This is a genomic window from Candidatus Melainabacteria bacterium (assembly GCA_003963305.1).
In the GTDB taxonomy this organism is placed as follows: domain Bacteria; phylum Cyanobacteriota; class Vampirovibrionia; order Obscuribacterales; family Obscuribacteraceae; genus PALSA-1081.
Map to the genome: position 1 here is coordinate 274,535 of RXJR01000032.1, position 16,084 is coordinate 290,618.

General features: G+C 47.4%; 16 protein-coding genes. 7 read left to right on the forward strand and 9 right to left on the reverse strand.

What is annotated here, in order from left to right; all coding sequences use genetic code 11:
• A complete protein-coding gene (locus EKK48_29025; protein RTL35724.1) occupies positions 1 to 1,587 on the forward strand; it encodes a HAMP domain-containing histidine kinase in 1,587 nt (528 codons plus the stop codon).
• Between the two features lie 122 nt (positions 1,588 to 1,709).
• Here the strand turns inward: EKK48_29025 and EKK48_29030 are convergent, their stop codons facing one another.
• The 3 genes from EKK48_29030 to EKK48_29040 form a co-directional block, all read right to left on the reverse strand.
• Positions 1,710 to 2,372, reverse strand: coding sequence for a hypothetical protein (locus EKK48_29030; GenBank protein RTL35725.1), 663 nt, complete (start codon positions 2,370 to 2,372; stop codon positions 1,710 to 1,712).
• A gap of 394 nt (positions 2,373 to 2,766) precedes the next feature.
• Positions 2,767 to 3,906 carry a hypothetical protein gene (locus tag EKK48_29035; protein RTL35726.1) on the reverse strand — a complete coding sequence of 380 codons (1,140 nt, stop codon included), beginning with the start codon at positions 3,904 to 3,906 and terminating at the stop codon, positions 2,767 to 2,769.
• A 296-nt stretch (positions 3,907 to 4,202) separates the two neighbouring features.
• The gene (locus EKK48_29040; protein RTL35727.1) at positions 4,203 to 5,327 is read right to left on the reverse strand and encodes a hypothetical protein; all 1,125 of its coding nucleotides are present in this window, start codon (positions 5,325 to 5,327) and stop codon (positions 4,203 to 4,205) included.
• Positions 5,328 to 5,625: 298 nt separating this feature from the next.
• Here EKK48_29040 and EKK48_29045 point away from each other — a divergent pair, with 298 nt between their 5' ends.
• Positions 5,626 to 6,309, forward strand: coding sequence for a response regulator transcription factor (locus EKK48_29045; protein RTL35728.1), 684 nt, complete (start codon positions 5,626 to 5,628; stop codon positions 6,307 to 6,309).
• A gap of 47 nt (positions 6,310 to 6,356) precedes the next feature.
• On the opposite strand, the gene EKK48_29050 is transcribed toward EKK48_29045, so the two are convergent.
• Positions 6,357 to 7,481 carry a hypothetical protein gene (locus tag EKK48_29050; GenBank protein ID RTL35729.1) on the reverse strand — a complete coding sequence of 375 codons (1,125 nt, stop codon included), beginning with the start codon at positions 7,479 to 7,481 and terminating at the stop codon, positions 6,357 to 6,359.
• A 246-nt stretch (positions 7,482 to 7,727) separates the two neighbouring features.
• On the opposite strand from EKK48_29050, the gene EKK48_29055 reads away from it, so the two are divergent.
• On the forward strand, positions 7,728 to 8,357 hold the full coding sequence (locus EKK48_29055) for a hypothetical protein (GenBank protein RTL35730.1): 630 nt from the start codon (positions 7,728 to 7,730) through the stop codon (positions 8,355 to 8,357).
• Here EKK48_29055 and EKK48_29060 read toward each other — a convergent pair.
• Positions 8,354 to 8,596 (reverse strand): hypothetical protein, encoded by a 243-nt coding sequence (locus tag EKK48_29060; GenBank protein ID RTL35731.1) that lies wholly within the window; start codon positions 8,594 to 8,596, stop codon positions 8,354 to 8,356. The two genes, EKK48_29055 and EKK48_29060, sit on opposite strands and share 4 nt — an antisense overlap.
• A gap of 408 nt (positions 8,597 to 9,004) precedes the next feature.
• The gene (locus EKK48_29065; GenBank protein ID RTL35732.1) at positions 9,005 to 9,352 is read right to left on the reverse strand and encodes a hypothetical protein; all 348 of its coding nucleotides are present in this window, start codon (positions 9,350 to 9,352) and stop codon (positions 9,005 to 9,007) included.
• 321 nt (positions 9,353 to 9,673) lie between these two features.
• On the opposite strand from EKK48_29065, the gene EKK48_29070 reads away from it, so the two are divergent.
• On the forward strand, positions 9,674 to 11,497 hold the full coding sequence (locus tag EKK48_29070; protein ID RTL35733.1) for an ABC transporter ATP-binding protein: 1,824 nt from the start codon (positions 9,674 to 9,676) through the stop codon (positions 11,495 to 11,497).
• Between the two features lie 31 nt (positions 11,498 to 11,528).
• Complete coding sequence (locus EKK48_29075; GenBank protein ID RTL35734.1) at positions 11,529 to 12,098, forward strand: DUF4256 domain-containing protein; 570 nt, start codon at positions 11,529 to 11,531, stop codon at positions 12,096 to 12,098.
• A 34-nt stretch (positions 12,099 to 12,132) separates the two neighbouring features.
• Here EKK48_29075 and EKK48_29080 read toward each other — a convergent pair whose 3' ends face one another.
• Complete coding sequence (locus EKK48_29080; GenBank protein RTL35735.1) at positions 12,133 to 12,933, reverse strand: hypothetical protein; 801 nt, start codon at positions 12,931 to 12,933, stop codon at positions 12,133 to 12,135.
• Positions 12,934 to 13,142: 209 nt separating this feature from the next.
• Here EKK48_29080 and EKK48_29085 point away from each other — a divergent pair, with 209 nt between their 5' ends.
• Together EKK48_29085 and EKK48_29090 are read left to right on the forward strand one after the other, a co-directional pair.
• Entirely contained in the window at positions 13,143 to 13,748 is a 606-nt protein-coding gene (locus EKK48_29085; protein RTL35736.1) for a TetR family transcriptional regulator, read from the forward strand.
• Positions 13,749 to 13,776: 28 nt separating this feature from the next.
• The gene (locus EKK48_29090) at positions 13,777 to 14,166 is read left to right on the forward strand and encodes a hypothetical protein (protein RTL35737.1); all 390 of its coding nucleotides are present in this window, start codon (positions 13,777 to 13,779) and stop codon (positions 14,164 to 14,166) included.
• A 48-nt stretch (positions 14,167 to 14,214) separates the two neighbouring features.
• On the opposite strand, the gene EKK48_29095 is transcribed toward EKK48_29090, so the two are convergent.
• Positions 14,215 to 15,483, reverse strand: a complete 1,269-nt coding sequence (locus EKK48_29095) for a DUF4185 domain-containing protein (GenBank protein RTL35738.1) — start codon at positions 15,481 to 15,483, stop codon at positions 14,215 to 14,217.
• On the reverse strand, positions 15,455 to 15,970 hold the full coding sequence (locus tag EKK48_29100; GenBank protein ID RTL35739.1) for a hypothetical protein: 516 nt from the start codon (positions 15,968 to 15,970) through the stop codon (positions 15,455 to 15,457). The genes EKK48_29095 and EKK48_29100 overlap by 29 nt, the downstream gene beginning before the upstream one ends.
• Between the last annotated feature and the right edge of the window lie 114 nt (positions 15,971 to 16,084).

Below are 16,084 nucleotides of genomic sequence, written 5' to 3' on the forward strand. Positions count from 1 at the left end.
ATGTGGAGAAGACCGGTGATCTCGATTAAAACTGAGGACCGAAAAAAGAGATCCTCCTTTTTCGTGAAATGGATGAACAGCAGTCTGCGTAATCGTTTAATCGTCTACTCGATCATTCCGGCGGGATTGCAGCTGCTTTTATCAGTCTATCTGTTCTTCGAGTTCAACAGATTCGAAAAGCTGGCCGAACACGAGACACTTACAAAAGAACTAATAGGAAGGACCAACTGGGTGCAAACCCTTCTTTTATCAACATCTTTGTCCTGGGTCGAATATTTGGTTTCAAATGACACAAAGTATGCCGAGTCGATGCAGAACCTTCGAAAATCCGCATCCGAACAGCTCGTCGCCCTGCAAGAGGTTGTTGAACTATACAGCCGACACAATATTGGCGACGTTACTAATTTGACACAGTCTATTCGCAACTACACCGCCGTCATACTCCCCCCAACCAAAGTTGAAAACGACGAGGCTGCAAATCTATCAGACGAAGAAAAAATAGCGCTCATGAAAGAACGCTTGCTCAGTCCGTCCTTACAAACTGCAGCCCGTCAATTTCATATTGCTCGACAAAAACTTCTATCGAGTCAACGCAACTCGTTCAAACTGAACCACATCGATGCAACTCCAGAAAATCGCACGGTTCTCAAGTATATTGTAATCGCCCTTATGGCCACGGGCATCGGCACCTCAGGAATCTTTATACTGGCATACAGTCTCTATGTGCAAAGACGTCTGAATATCCTGAAAGAAAATACGATCCGCATAGCCCAAGGTGAGGAACTACCTGAATGCACATCAGGTAGCGATGAATTGGCAGCAGTTGACCGTGCTATGCACCGAATGGATTCTGAACTCAAAGAGGCGGCGAAAAGAGAGCAAGAGATAATGCAGTTGAAGCAGCATCTCATGGATATGGTAGCTCATGACCTCAGGACCCCTCTGACTAACCTGTCGGCGGTCCTTGAAATTTTGCTGGATGATGATGAAAATCCTGCATCAGAATTTCAGACTCAGATGTACCGCCGCGGGCAAAACTCCATCAAGAGAATGATGACACTTACTAATGACCTGCTTTTGCTCGACAAGGCGGATGCTGGAATGCTCCAAATTCAGCCAGAACAAACCAATCTTATGGAGATCATTCAATCTTGCATTGGTCTAGTTGAACAAATTGCGGGAGCAAGAAAGGTGAAAATCGAGAGACAAGGCACGTGCGGACAATTAGTTGCCGACGAGAACAGACTGGAACAAGTGCTGGTAAATCTGCTCACAAACGCGATCAAGTTTTCACCATCAGATTCCACAGTGAGCATTGCTACCGACGATCTAGGAGATCGTTACGAAATCAAAGTTTCTGACGAAGGGCGAGGCATTCCGCCTGAACAAGTTCCGTACGTATTTGACAGGTTTCGCCAGGTGACGGCGGCAGACTCCGCCGAGGGGCGCGGAGCGGGACTGGGACTGGCAATCTGCAAGGCAATCGTCGAACTTCATAATGGTCAGATTTCTTGTCACAGCGAAGTCGGCAAAGGCACCGTATTTAATATCATACTACCAAAGGAACCAGCTAACATTGTGTCCTGATGTATTGAATGAGGAAGCGGTATCCTTGCACGAACCGCTTCCTCTAATGACTTCACCTCCTGAATTTAGTTGGTTGTGGTTTGATGGGTGGTTGGAAAAACTCTCTGCGCTGCTTTGCCGCACTAATAAAGCGATGGGAAATCATTGAACCAGGGATTTTGCGGTGGTGGTGGTGTGAGAGCAGGAGCAGCTCCTTGCTTAACATGCAAGTTGTTAATTGCAGCATCGTACGGAAACTGCCAGATTGGCATCGTGTACTTAGGCTTGATAATGGGAATGTAGAGGGCTGGTCCCGTGTTCGACTCTTCAGTTGAATAAGGATAAGGACTGATGGCAATCGCAGCGCAGACGCGATTCGCTGGTAAAACAGCTGTCACCGTATCTTGCATTGTAAGAGACACCGGTAAAGCCGTACCCTCAAGCAACGGGAGCTCGATTTGCGCAGTGAGACTGACTGCATCGTTGTCATCGACTTGCACCATTTTGGTGCAAACCCTCAGATTCCGCCCCTTTAAACCCGACAAAGCACAGAGCTGCTTGAGCATTGATTCTGCTTGCTTTTGATCGGCATTATTCTCCGGCAAGTTTACTATATAGTTGGCAGTCTGATTCATCACAAAGGACATCTTCTGCTTGTAGACACAGCCCAGTCCAGCATCGACCAGACATACAACTATAAGTATCGATACCGGAATGAGCATCATCAAATCCGCAGTGGCAAACAACACCCCCCTTGCATTTCTTCGTCGAATTCCTGCGCCTTGATTATCCTGTCTATTTTTCATATCACTTTATCCCATCAAACCAGAGTATTGTTGCCGCGGGTGCAGCCGCTTGGCTAACATGTTTATCTTGACTTTGATTTATAAGAAATACCGGTGATTATGATTAGTAATGAGCGTGAAACAAGTAGTTATTGGTGGTAGCTAAATCAAGTTCCTCAAATAATTCAGGTCCGTTGATTTATCTTCTCAATTTGGAATGCTTTCGAGAAAAAGCGCAATCGGCAAGGCAATACAACCGGTACTGCCTTGCCGAAAATAATCACCATTATGTTTGTTTGTTATGGATGAAGAAGCGATGCAGCGTCGCTTACGCACCGCCTCTTTTTTGAATCACCTCCTGATGCCACAGTCTTGTGGTTTGATGTAGATGAATTTTCCAACTCGAACCAAGACTTTACTCGAGATAGGGAGTAATGGAATTTGGATATGTCTTCACCAGACCTCCGGCTGGGTCTGTTCCGCTCACAACTTCCTTGACCATCGCCAGGTAGCCATCAGTACCATACCACCAGACATAATTTAGCTTCAGGTCTTTGGCTAAGTCATAAGTGGCTCTTACATTTGCGATCGTGTCATTGGCGAAACCACCACCACCAACTGGATGCTTCGTGTCCATATACTGCACAGCGTAACCGATTGGGATCTTTCCAGCTGCCATCGGAGTATTAGAATATGAATGACGCTCGAGAGCCTCATCCCAAGGTCTCAAGTCAGGTCCTCCCATTCCGACCCCTTCAGCAATCGCCTTCTGAATCATTGATCGTTCCCTATCTGGAAATGAAGGACTCTGATTGATGAAATTAATAAACTGAAGCACTTGGGTGTGAGGCAAACTTGCATTGAGCGCCTTGAATCTGTCGACGATATTACTGTTATACACATCATTGTTTTTCGGCATTATATTGTTCGGAGTACCGGCAAGATCCTCAAGTGACGGAGATGCTGTCTCTGGAAGATTTACGCCTTCAAGTGCCGATACATTCGGATCCGAATTAAGTGCTGTGCCCAGTGCCGTGTACAAGCTAACCAACCGAGCTTGTACAACTGGATCCCAGGTGACTGGCTGTCTGATGATGCGACCCTTTCTTTGTACTGCAGAGAAAGCACTGTAGAAACCTCCACCCGGCTTCGGCGACCCATTCACTAAGTAGCTTGGGCATGTCTCATAGGGATCGGGTCCAAAACCTTTGAATTGCACCTGAACGAAAAGATGTTTGTTGGCAAGCTTAGCCAGGCGCAGGTGCCTTTTGATTTTGGAGAAGTTGTAATTGTTCTTAGTTGGCTCGCAGGATCGCCACGTGTACATCACTTGAACGCCACGTAATTTCGGCGATGCATGGAGCAGTCCATCCACCTCGGCATCGCTCGGATCCATACCGGGGCAGAAGATGTAGTTACCTGGATGCCAGCGTGCCGATTTGGATTTTCCAGCCGCCTCTGCCGAATCGAACAACGCTCCTCCGGCAAGGGAAACAAGCGAAAAAAGCACGAGCAACGGATTACGAAACTTTCGCGACGCAAAAATTGTTTTCATCTCAATCCTTCCTGAGTAATAACAGTCAATCACCACACAATCCAGAGTAGATTCAAATTGTGAACTAGTACGGTGACTCCGATTAATCTGAGCGCCGCACCACCAGCAATGGCTTCAACCGAAAAGCAAATGCTGCTCAGATCGACACTCAAGCTCAAATGAGTTCCTGTCTCGAGTTTTTATCAAAAAAAACTGAAGAAGCGGTGCTCCTCAGACACACCGCCTCTTCTTTGATTTCACCCCTGATATTAATCTTGTGGTTTGAATGGATGAATCTTTCCAACCAAGACCTCAGCTCAATTGAGATAAGGAGTAATCGAAGTTGGATATGCCTTTACCAAACCTCCAGCTGGGTCTGTTCTAACCGCAGGAGCGTCAAGGACTTCCTTAACCATATTGAGGTAGTTGTTAGTCCCAAACCAGAAGACGTAATTAAGTCGCAGGTCCTTGGCGAGCTTATAAGTGCTCTTTACGTTCTCAATGGTGTCGTCAGCAAATGAACCGCCTCCAATGGGGTGGTGCGTATCTGGATACTGCACAGCATATCCCACCGGAACTTTCCCAACAGCCATCGGAATGTTAGCGTATGAATGTGCTGCAAGCGAGGCATCCCATGGTCTCAAGTCTGGGCCACCAATGCCGACACCATCAGCAATTGCCTTTTGAACCATTGATGCTTCCCTGTTTGCGAAAGACGGACTCGCAGTAACCCAATTTATGAACTGCATAACTTGAGTATGAGGCAATGCTGCATTGAGTGCCTTGAATCTCTCTACAAGATTATTGTTATAGACCTCCACGCTCTTTGGCATCGCCTTGCTTACTGACTCAGTAACAGTACCACTGGCAGTTTCAGGAAGATTAACGGCCTCCAGGGCTGAGACATTAGGATCCGACTTAAGTGCGTTGGCCATGGCGTTGAGAAAACTCAAGAGTCGAGCTTGCACCACTGGATCCCACGAGGCTGGTTGCCTGATCAGTTTCCCGTTGAATTCGAACGCATAGAAAGCGCTATAATAGCCCCCGCCAGGTTTCGGCGATCCGTTGACTAAATAATTTGGACACACTTCATACGGGTTTGATCCAAAACCTTTAAACTGCACTTGCACGAAAAGATGTTTATTTGCAAGCTTTGCCATTCGCAGATGTCTTTTGATTTTAGAGAAGTCGTAACCGTTTTTGGTCGGCTCGCAGGATCGCCACGTGTACAACACCTGAACACCACGGAAGCGCGGCGAGGCATCAAGCATTTGCTGGACCTTTTCGTCAGTCGGATCCAATCCGGTACAATAGATGTAGTTACCTGGGTGCCACTGAGCCGCTTTAGATTTCGCCTCTGCTGACTGAAACAGCCCTGCGCTCGCGAAAGAGAGAATTGAGAGAAGAACCAATAGCGGAAAACAAGAATTTCTTTTGCTCATAATAGTATTTCCTGTCAGAATACGTCTTTATGATAGGCAGCCGGTGTGGGAAATATTGGTGAAGCTGATTAAATAGCAGTTCAGTTTTGCGTTTCACCAATCACAACTTTCGCTATAAAGATGGCTCTGTCCCATTCCTTTGAATTTCATTTCGCTACCACATACGGTGGCACAACGAAATTCAAGGCAAGAGAAAAAAACATTCTACTGACAAGCAAATGCAGATTACCTTTTTTCAGCTACAGAAGTGCGAACTGATTAGCGTATAATTAGTCTTCAATGCTGCGAGGAAGACCTGTTGCCAAAAGTATTGCTGGTCGAAGACGATCTAGACATGGCGGACAATATTGCCATCTGGTTTAAACGTCAAAATTATTTGATCGAACACGTAGCCGACGGTGGCTCCGCCATTGAAAGGTTGTTGCAGGACTCTTACGACCTTGTGATTCTTGATTTGGACTTACCTGTCAAAGACGGACTAACTGTATGCAAAGAATATCGCGACAGCGGAGGATCGACACCGATTTTGATGCTGACAGGACGCGCTGCTTCCGCACAAAAGGTCGCCGGGTTAGACACTGGAGCCGATGATTATCTGGCGAAACCATTTAGTCTTAACGAACTGCTTGCCAGAGCCAGAGCCCTAATTAGAAGAGCTAGCGGTATAGTTTCCAATCAAATTGCTCTTGGTAATTTAAAGATCGATGCACAAACCAGACAAGTATTTTTATCTGGAAAAGAAGTCAAACTTCGTCCTCGCGAATATGCTCTGCTCGAATTTTTTGCCAGACATCCCGGGGAGGTTTTTTCCAACGACACGTTACTGCAACGAGTATGGAGTATAGACTCAGACAGTTCTAACGAAGCCGTAAGGAGCTGTCTTCGCACTGTCAGACAGCATCTCGAATCAGAACCGTCGGTGGTGATTGAAACGGTGCACGGGGTTGGTTACAGACTCCGAGTTATACAACAGGAAACTTAACGGAGGAGGGAAGTTTGGCTCCCCTCCTCCGTCCTCCACTGCCACGATCATCTGTCGAGCAACGGTCTAATCGCACTCGGGTAGGTCTTTACCAGACCACCAGCGGGATCCGTTCTGAGTGCAGGCTGGTCCAACACTTGTTTAACAAGGGGAATGTACCGATCCAGGTTGGTCCAGAACACATAGTTCAATTTGCGACCTTTAGCCAAATCAAGGGTATTCCGAACATCATTTACATCATCGGCGGCGCCACCTGGACTCATGGTGTCAGCATATTGAACGGCAAAACCAATAGGAATCTTTCCTGCGGCAAGGGCACATTGCGAGTACACGTTTTCAACAAGATTTGACCGACGAGGATCCAAATCAGGTCCACCAAATCCAACCCCTTCGGCTATCTCCTTAGCCACCATTGCCGCATTATTTGGAAGCGCCGCCGTCGGGTGGATAGCATTGGTATATTGCATAACCTGTGTGTGCGGCAACGCAGCATTCAGAGTCTGGAAACGCTGAATTACAAAATTGTTCGCCTGATCCTTGTCCAACGGCAGCACATTGGGTTGAGCAGCGATGTCATCGGGACGAGCGCCACTAGCAGATTCAGGCATGTTAACACCTTCGAGGGCAGATGCATTGGAATCTGATCTCAATGCGTAACCCATGGCTGTTAGTAGATTTTTCAATCTGTGATTCACAGCCGGATCCCAACTCGCAGGCTGTCTGATGATTCTTCCGTTACGCACATATGCATAGAATGCACTATAGTTGCCACCACCCGGCTTAGGCGACCCTTTGAGGTCCCTGGGACAAACTTCAAAGGGATCGGCGCTGAAGCCTTTGAACTGAATCTGGGCCCAGATGTGCTTGTTTGCAGCCTTCGCAAGCGCCATGTGTCGCTTGATTGCACTGAAATTATAGTTTCCGAGAGATGGCTCGAGTTCATTCCAACGATAGACGATCTGCACACCACGGAAGCGTGGCGAATAGGAAAGCCAGTCGCTAACCTTGCTGTCACTTGCAGGACCAATCAAAATGTAGTGCCCTGGGTGCCATTGAGCTGTCTTAGACTTCCCCTCTGCCAATGCCGGGAACGGGACAATGGCTAGAGAAAGCAGCGCTGCCGATGAGAATGCCATCAAGCCGTTTCGAAGAGCACTAGTAAGTTTCAACATTGATCCTGACCTCACACAGTAGCCGGTTACACAAACCGATTTTGATTTACGTAACTGTGAAACACCGGTGAAGTTGATTAAACAAGCGACCGCTCGACACATGCCCTCATTCATGTAAAACTACAATTTTGAGTGTATTGCGAGATTTTATCAATCTGGAAATGCTTGTTGAGCCGAACTCTAGAGCATTCCAGCCTCAGCAGGGCTAAAAAACGATGCCATAATGTACTGAGAGGTCCCCTTTCGATGCACGACGAAGATCACTATCGCAGCTTGAAGACACATATGAACGGTTTGCGGGTGCACGATCACGTGTGCATGGCATACGAGGATCGTGAGCAGCAAGTAACAGCGATCGCCCAGTTCGTTAAGGCCGGAATCGAACTCGGCGAGAAGTGCATTTATGTCTGCGACAAATTAAATGCCGAATTCGTTTTGAAAGTCCTGAAAGAGACCGGTCTCGATGTTGAGACCCTTCTGGAGAACGGTGCGCTTGAAGTCCTGACGCCGGAAGAGTTCTACCTTCGCAACGGCAAGTTTGATGCAGAGGACGTAATTACTCAAGGTCGGCTAATTATCGCAGATACTTTGAGGAAGGGCTTCAAAGCTCTCCGATGCGCATGTGACATGAGTTGGGCAAAGACTTACAAGATCCCCCCCAAAGCGTTAATCGATTACGAAGCCAAAGTCAGTTGCCTATTCGAAGACAAACTAGTAAGCATTTGCCAGTACAACACACACCTGTTTGACGATCAAACATTAAACACGCTGCTCCAGAACCATCCAGTGACGATTCACGGCGGTGACATCGTATACCGCCCACAACTCGCGCCGGCAACAACCCATGTGCCAATGGGACACGAGCAATCAGCCTAATTTTTTTGTTGCTGCCTGAACCAATCTTCAAGCTCGGCCGCATCACAGTCAACCGAATAAATCGTCATGCCTTCAGTTTGAACACTGCAGGCGGGCGAAAACTTTTCCAAAAAAGCACGGATAGTCTCGCGATTTCGAATCATATGCCAGGGCAGCTCATATGTAGTCGGCTCGTGTAAGACAAACTTAGCTGATGTATCTTTTTGGCTCACCACAAGTGAGCCTATTATTCGCGGCATAGGTTTCCCTTAGTAAATACACAGCTGTTGATCTTCTAGTTTCCTATTTCTAATCAGTTTTCGCTATGTTGCTAGACAACCAAAAGCGAAACTTATTGACTACACGCATCACATATGGTGCATAAATTAACGCACCAAAACCACATAGGAAGGGCTTTGGCGCGATTATGAAATTGAAAGTTCGTCCAATCTAGCAGCCAGATAAAATCTCGCTGCATCGTCAATAAAGCATTTGGCTACACTGGAAACGCCTTGAATAAAAGGCGCTCCCCTGCTCTCCCATCACTTCCGTCAAGAATCCTGACGGCATAACTTTCACACTATGCAGTCGACTTTTTACGACTTTTTAGAAGTGGCAGCAAAACGCACAGGCAGATGAGTTCCCACCCTACACTCAATCGGAGCAAGTCAGCGCGCAACCGTATTGATCTCTAACCTCGCAGAATATCCCTTTTCGTCCACAAAAAGTCGAGCCGAGCGTTCAGGCTTGATCAGGCTTAAATCTTGATTTTGCGGACACAAACAAAGGTACTCCCCGCTGTTGTATAGCTCTCCGGCAGAGATCTCTTTATCGTCGCAAAAGAAAGTCATCGGAATGCGATCTTCAACCTGCCGGGTGTCAGTTTTAAAATCAAGCAATTCGAAGTCTTTATCATTCGGACAGAACGCTAGATTGGAACCGTTCGGAAGCAACTCACCGGAGCCAACCTCGTAATCCCCTCTAAAGACCTGCACAGGCATCTTAATCTCGTTCATTTGTCGACTCCTTAGTTGGCACGAATCATCATTGAAGCTCGGAGATCGATTGATTGTGCCGTTTCTAAATAACGATTGGTATCTGTAGCCGCGTTACACGCTTGCCATTGGACGGAGAGCCATGTCGTGTAGTTCCCCGAGTTCATTGAAAAACGATTTACGAAACCGTCTTCGAGCTTGACAAGGAAATACCGTTACCACTACTATCAACAACTCCCCCAACACCGCCCGAGAGTAATAGGATGATTGCCTTTTTCAACGTAAAACCAAGACTGAACCAGTCTTTCACAGCTTCGTTGAGTTTTAAGGCGAGTTTTAATCATGTTCAAACGCAATCCAATTATCTATCTCACCATGACGGGCTGGCATTATGCACGCACGCTGCGGCCGCTGATGCTGTTCTACACGATCCTGTTCGCGCTCTCGCAGGCAGTTTCGCTCTCTGAACCGTACATAATCGGTCAACTTCTTAATTCAGTTCAGACCAACATTGCTGCCGGCACAGCCGCCAGAGAAAAACTTGTTCACGACATTTACCTGTACCTGTCGCTTTTTTTCGCCATACAGTTTTTCGCTTGGGTCTTCCATGGGCCAGGCAGATTGATCGAGCGGTTTGTCGCATTCCATATCAAAGTCAATTACAAATCGACTCTGTTCAAAATGCTCACAGACCTGCCGCTGCAATGGCACCGGGAGCATCACTCAGGCGATAGCATCGACAAGATAAATCGAGCAACAAACTCTCTGGCGACATATTTCGACATGACGTTCGAAGTTCTGTACATGCTTTTCAGGCTGGTTGGAACGCAGGTAATCCTGTTTGCGTTCATGCCTGTGGCCGGCTGGGTGGCGACTCTAACAAGCATTGTCGCGTTCACGATGATCTACTTATTCGATAAAGTTTTATCGAAGCAATATATGGAATTGAACACGATGGAAAATCGTGTCGCCTCCGCGGTTCACGACTACGTAACCAACATCATCAGCGTCATCACGCTGAGGCTGGAGACACCTGTCATTCAGGAAGTATCTAAGCGAATGACACGCCCGCTGGCGCTATTCAGAACCAATTCCAACATCATCGAACTGAAGTGGTTTTTGACGTCAATGCTGATTGCCACCATGGTGGTATCGGTCATGGTCTGGTACACCCACACCGCTCTTAGTGCGGGAAAAATGATCATGGCTGGAACCTTCTTCACTTTATTCGAATACCTGAGACGAATTGGTGATTCGTTCTACAACTTTGCCTACATCTATGGCTCAGTTATGAAACAGGCGGCGGATGTGCAAAGCGCTGATTCGTTGATAGAAGCGCACGACAAAATCAATCTGGACACTGAGAAGTACAACATGCCGCCCAACTGGAAACAGTTGTCTATCAACAATTTGCACTTCACTTATGAAGATGAAAAACACAGAACGCATCACCTTGAGAATGTATCTGTCGAACTAACTCGCGGTGAAAAAGTGGCATTCGTCGGTCAGAGTGGAAGTGGCAAAAGCACGTTTCTTAGCTTACTGAGAGGAGTGCAAACGGCCAATGACGTGGAAGTCATTTGCGATGGAGCGGTGTTGCCTGGCAAGCTAGCACATCTCAGCCACAGTACGACACTGATGCCGCAGGATCCCGAAATTTTTGCCGATACAATCAAATTCAATATAACTTTCGGCTTTGAAGCCGCCGAGGATGACATCATGAATGCGGTTCGGATTGCCAGATTCGAAGATGTATTGTCGCGGCTTCCGAACGGACTCGAGACAAGCATTGCTGAAAAAGGTGTCAACCTCAGCGGTGGAGAAAAGCAAAGGTTGGCCCTTGCTCGTGGCGTGTACTTTGCAAGATCGAGCGACATAGTCTTACTTGACGAGCCCACAAGCAGCGTCGATACATATAATGAACGCCAGATCTACGGGGCTGTAATGGAAACGTTCGCAGACAAGTGCATCGTGTCATCGATTCACAAGTTGCACTTGTTGGAAATGTTCGACATGATCTATGTCTTCGATAATGGACAAATCGTCGAAAGCGGTACATTTGCCGAGCTAGCAGCAAGCGGCGGCCGCCTGGCAGAGATGTGGAAGAATTATCAGGTGGCAGATACGATCGTCGTATCTGGTGACTTTGAGATCCTGGAAGCATAATATTTGCGCATATGGTATCGGGAAATTAACGATGAACAAAACCAGTCAAAGAGAGCTCGCCGCGTCCGAGCGTGATTCGCTGCTTAAGACTATAAAATCACGGTTTGAAAAGCACCTGAAACGTCATAAGGACATTGAGTGGTCGAGAGTACAAGAACGACTCGAAGCCAACTCAGAAAAACTCCGAGCTCTAAATGAAATGGAAAAGACAGGTGGTGAACCTGATGTCGTAGGTCATGACAAAAGTTCGGATGAGTTCATATTCGTAGATTGCTCAATCGAAAGCCCCAAAGGACGCAGAAGTCTATGCTACGACCGTGAGGGATTGGATTCACGGAAAGAATTCAAACCCGCTGACACAGCTATGGATATGGCAGCAGCAATGGGCTGCGACCTGTTGACTGAGGAACAATACCGAAGCTTGCAAGAACTAGGCGAGTTTGACACCAAAACATCAAGCTGGCTTTTGACGCCTCCTGCAATCCGTAAGAAGGGCGGTGCTATTTTTGGCGATCGGCGCTACAACCACGTTTTTGTTTATCACAACGGCGCATCCTCTTATTATGCCGTCAGAGGTTTTCGCTGCTGCTTGAAAGTTTAATTTGAGCCATCGCTGCTGCTTGCGAGTTTTAAGTTCAAATCTGCGCTGGTCGCTGCACAGCTTGAATTGCCTGCGCATAAATAGCAGGATCTTTCACCCCATGCTGCCAATTGATTTCCAACAGCTGGGCTTCGAAGTTCAAGCTTTGCAGAGTGCGCACCAATCGGCGTTGTTGAAACGGTGGAACCACCTGATCCTGGGTCGCTGAAACGACGCAAACTTTCATAGGTCTTCTGGTCTGGACACTCGACAGCAATGACTGCAAACTGTGACTCTGATATTCAGAAAATTTGGACCTGGGATCTCCTTCGAAAGCAGAGCGGAGCACTTCCCGGACGCGGTCAGAACGAGTCAGACCATACAGTTCGTACAGATCGTCGGCAGGTTCAACACTGATGACGCCAGTTATTTTATCGAGAACATCTTTTGGGGCGTAGTGAAGATAAGCAAGAGCTTCGTAGCCGCCCATCGAACTTCCGCAGAGGACAACCTCTTTGATGGTCGGATGCGCTTGAATAGTTTGGCGAATTATCCCAGTGACATTGTCATAATTGTCCCTGCCTGTAAAAACGTCAGTGGCATTGCTGTTTGAACTGCGAATCGCGACGTCGGCTTCCGCCCCGAGAATTCTTCCCGAAACGCTGTCTTTCACTGTAGGCACAACGAAAGGCTCACTGCAGTTCGAATCAAGTGCGTGGAAGTACATGACCAACACTTTCGGCACTTTGCTATTGGTGGCGTATCTGGTGTCGGCATGCTCTACAGAGAACGCCAGTAGTGGAACAGCTGAGACACCAATCAATATTGCTAGAGATAGCGCCAGCCTAAATATCATGAGGGATACCTTTGTTCATGGCAATTGATGAGACCATCACAGCTTAGGGATTGATTGTTAGGGTCAAATTGCCGATTGTTCGCTCTATAAAGGAATGCAATCGCGGCTTCAAAGATAAAACTTCAGATGAAACCAATACCTGATCTATACCCAGAACGCTTGGCATGCTATTATTAGGTTGGTCAACCAACTAATATTCGGAAAAGACCATGCCACGACCATCCAACACAAAAGAGCGCAAGATTCAAATCGTAGAGGCGTTGATGAAAGTAATGTCCAGCGAGGGCTACGCTGGAGCGACGATTCCACTCATAGCCAAACAAGCCGCCCTAACAACCGGACTGGTGCATTACCACTTCGACAGCAAACAAGCGATCTTACTCGAACTCGTTCACCATTTGCTCGACCGGGCTAATATTGAACCGCCTGAGAATCTCGACGCCGAGTCAAAACTCTCGCATTATATCGATGCCCATCTCGCTCTTGGTCCTAAAGCGAACAGAGAGGCAGTTTCATGTTGGATCAACATTGGCGCTGAAGCCACACATCAAAAGGAAGTGCAACTGGCTTATCAGCAGGCAACCGAATATCAGCTTTCCGTGCTCGAAGGCATCGTTGACGAGGCGCTGCGTGCCAAAGGGTGCAGTACCAAAAACAAAAGAAAAATCGCGCTGGGAATTTTAGCAGCCATCGAAGGATGCTACAGGCTTTTAATTTCAGCACCAGATATGATACCGCCAGGTTTCGCCGCTCCGACCGTGCAAACGATGGCAAAGGGTCTGCTGTCAGCCGAAGAAGCCGAACCAGATTCATAACTGAGAGGTCAAATATATGTGGATAACAATGAAAGTACTTTACGATCTTTATCTGAAGAAAGCACTGGACGCCGCAAGGACTCAGCCCAAAAGCAAGCAACCCGAATACACCGTCGACGCCGAAGGCTTCACTCAAATCAACGGAGACGATGCCGGCCAAAAGTTCCCCTGGAGCGATGTTCGGCACGTCGGGATTATCACAACATCAGACGGACCATTCTTTGACGACGTATTTTTCATCATTCAGTTCGCCAACAAAAACATCTGCCTCACAAGCTTTCAAGCAGAAGATATGAAGCTCATGAGTTACTTCAACATCTTGCCAGGCTTCAGGTACGAGAGCGCAATTGAAGCAATGGGGTCGGTCGATGATGCCTCATTCCACTGCTGGGACGTGAGCTGGGCGCAGCCAATTTAGACCGATATTGAGCGATAGACTTGATTACACGTAATGATTTCGCGCAGGTCACTTCTTAAGCGTGACGCGAATTATTCGGGGATAGTACAAATCGGGACGAGCAAGATAATGCTTCATCTCGCCAGGATTCGGACAATAGCTGACTACGATTTCGTCTTTATGATGCGAAAATTCAGGATGCGCCTTGGCGCTGTAGACCGCGGTCCGTCGACCTAAAACAACTTCCAGGTGCTCGGGGCATTGATAAACCTTGATGGGGTCGCTCCATGGCCCCTCTGGCTTTCTGGCAAAACGCATGCAAATGTCGGACGACATTGGTGCCATGTACGTTGTCACCAAATACGGTTCACCAGCAACTTCGGTAACAGTCATTTCGGAAGCGCCATCTTCAAAAATAATGCTTGCTTGATCAATGTCTGGCACCCATTTTTGCCCGTTCCAAAACTCGAACTTACTCATGTCCATAGCCAGAAGTGCTCGCTGCGGAATTCGAGCTACACCAGTCGGATGAACCGCCGGACCTCGCGCAAATTTTTGCAAACTCGAATAAAAATAAGCAAAGTCGTCTTTCAACAAAAGGGCGGTTCCCATTAAAGCGGTTCGCTTATGCTCTGGCAGCGCGATGCCCTTCCATTGCCATTTCGTAGGCGTCTCTCCGGCATTTGTAATTTGAAGTATGTCGTCAGACTTCCATTCAAAACCAAAATCACCAGGGAATTTAACCGGGCGCGGCACTATCACTTTACTTGCAACAAACAGCTTTTCATCGAGAACGAATCCATCGCCAGGCCAGTAGTAGGATTTGTTTCCAACAGTCTTAGGAATGAGGACCGGCCAGCGTTGGCCGTTGATATTGCGCCAGAAGAAATCCACCTTCTGACTCTTCAGCTTCTGAACGGCGACGGTATTATTTATGAAATCGAAGGAAGACGCTGTATCTGCGTCCGAGTTATTCGATTTAGACTTAGGCTCAGACCCAGACTTCGATTCAGACCCAGATTTCGATTTAGATTTCGAAATCGATTTCGATTTTGATGTCGCCCCTCTGTTATCCTTTTTGATAAAAGTGTCGCCAAAAAACCAAACAGTTGTGTCCTCGTCTATCGGCACAGTGCAGGCCCCGTCCGCGCCACACCATCTCGAGCTCGACCGGAACATCTTGGTCAATGATTGATCGGGCACCGCAGACTTTACTGTGAACGGTTTATAAGGGTCCGCCACCGCCGACACCATATTCAGTGAGTTGCTAACGATCAGACTTCCAAGAACAAAATTTAGCTTCTGTAGTTTACTCTTCATTGTCAAATAATAAGCCATAGTGCCCGACAATCAGCCTTACCCTGCCTGTATCGGGATCTCTTATAGGAAGACCATCTCGACCGGCGCCCCAGACGACGTAAGTTGTTGTTTGATTACTTATCGCCGTAATTGTTCCAGGAGGAGCGTTCCACTCCTGTGGAGGCTGAGTAAGGTATTGCTGAATATCGTTATTGGTCAAACTCAAATCTGCAGATTGAATTTGAATGCGATCCATGTTTGCGGCAACTGGCACCGGTTGTGGTGACTCAACTGGAGCCTCGACTGGGTTAGCATAATCAGATTGTGCATCTAATCCCTGCGCCAGCTGAAGTTCGCCAGAGTCGTAAGGAATATTCGGCACGAGTTGATTCAGCTGTTGCTTAGCAAACGCTATTTGCTCTCCGCCCTCAGGAAATCGATGGTTCCAGGTGCAATATTGCGCGAACCAATCAGAAACTTTCGTCATCTGATTGAAGAGACGATTATCTTGTTGCGCTCTCGCCATTTGCCTTGCCGTCATCTGCGCGTCACACTTGATCGATTGCATTAGCAATAGAACAAATGAGAGAACGGCAGCGATAGCAACTGTATTTGGTTTAGGAAACCGCATCTTCAAATG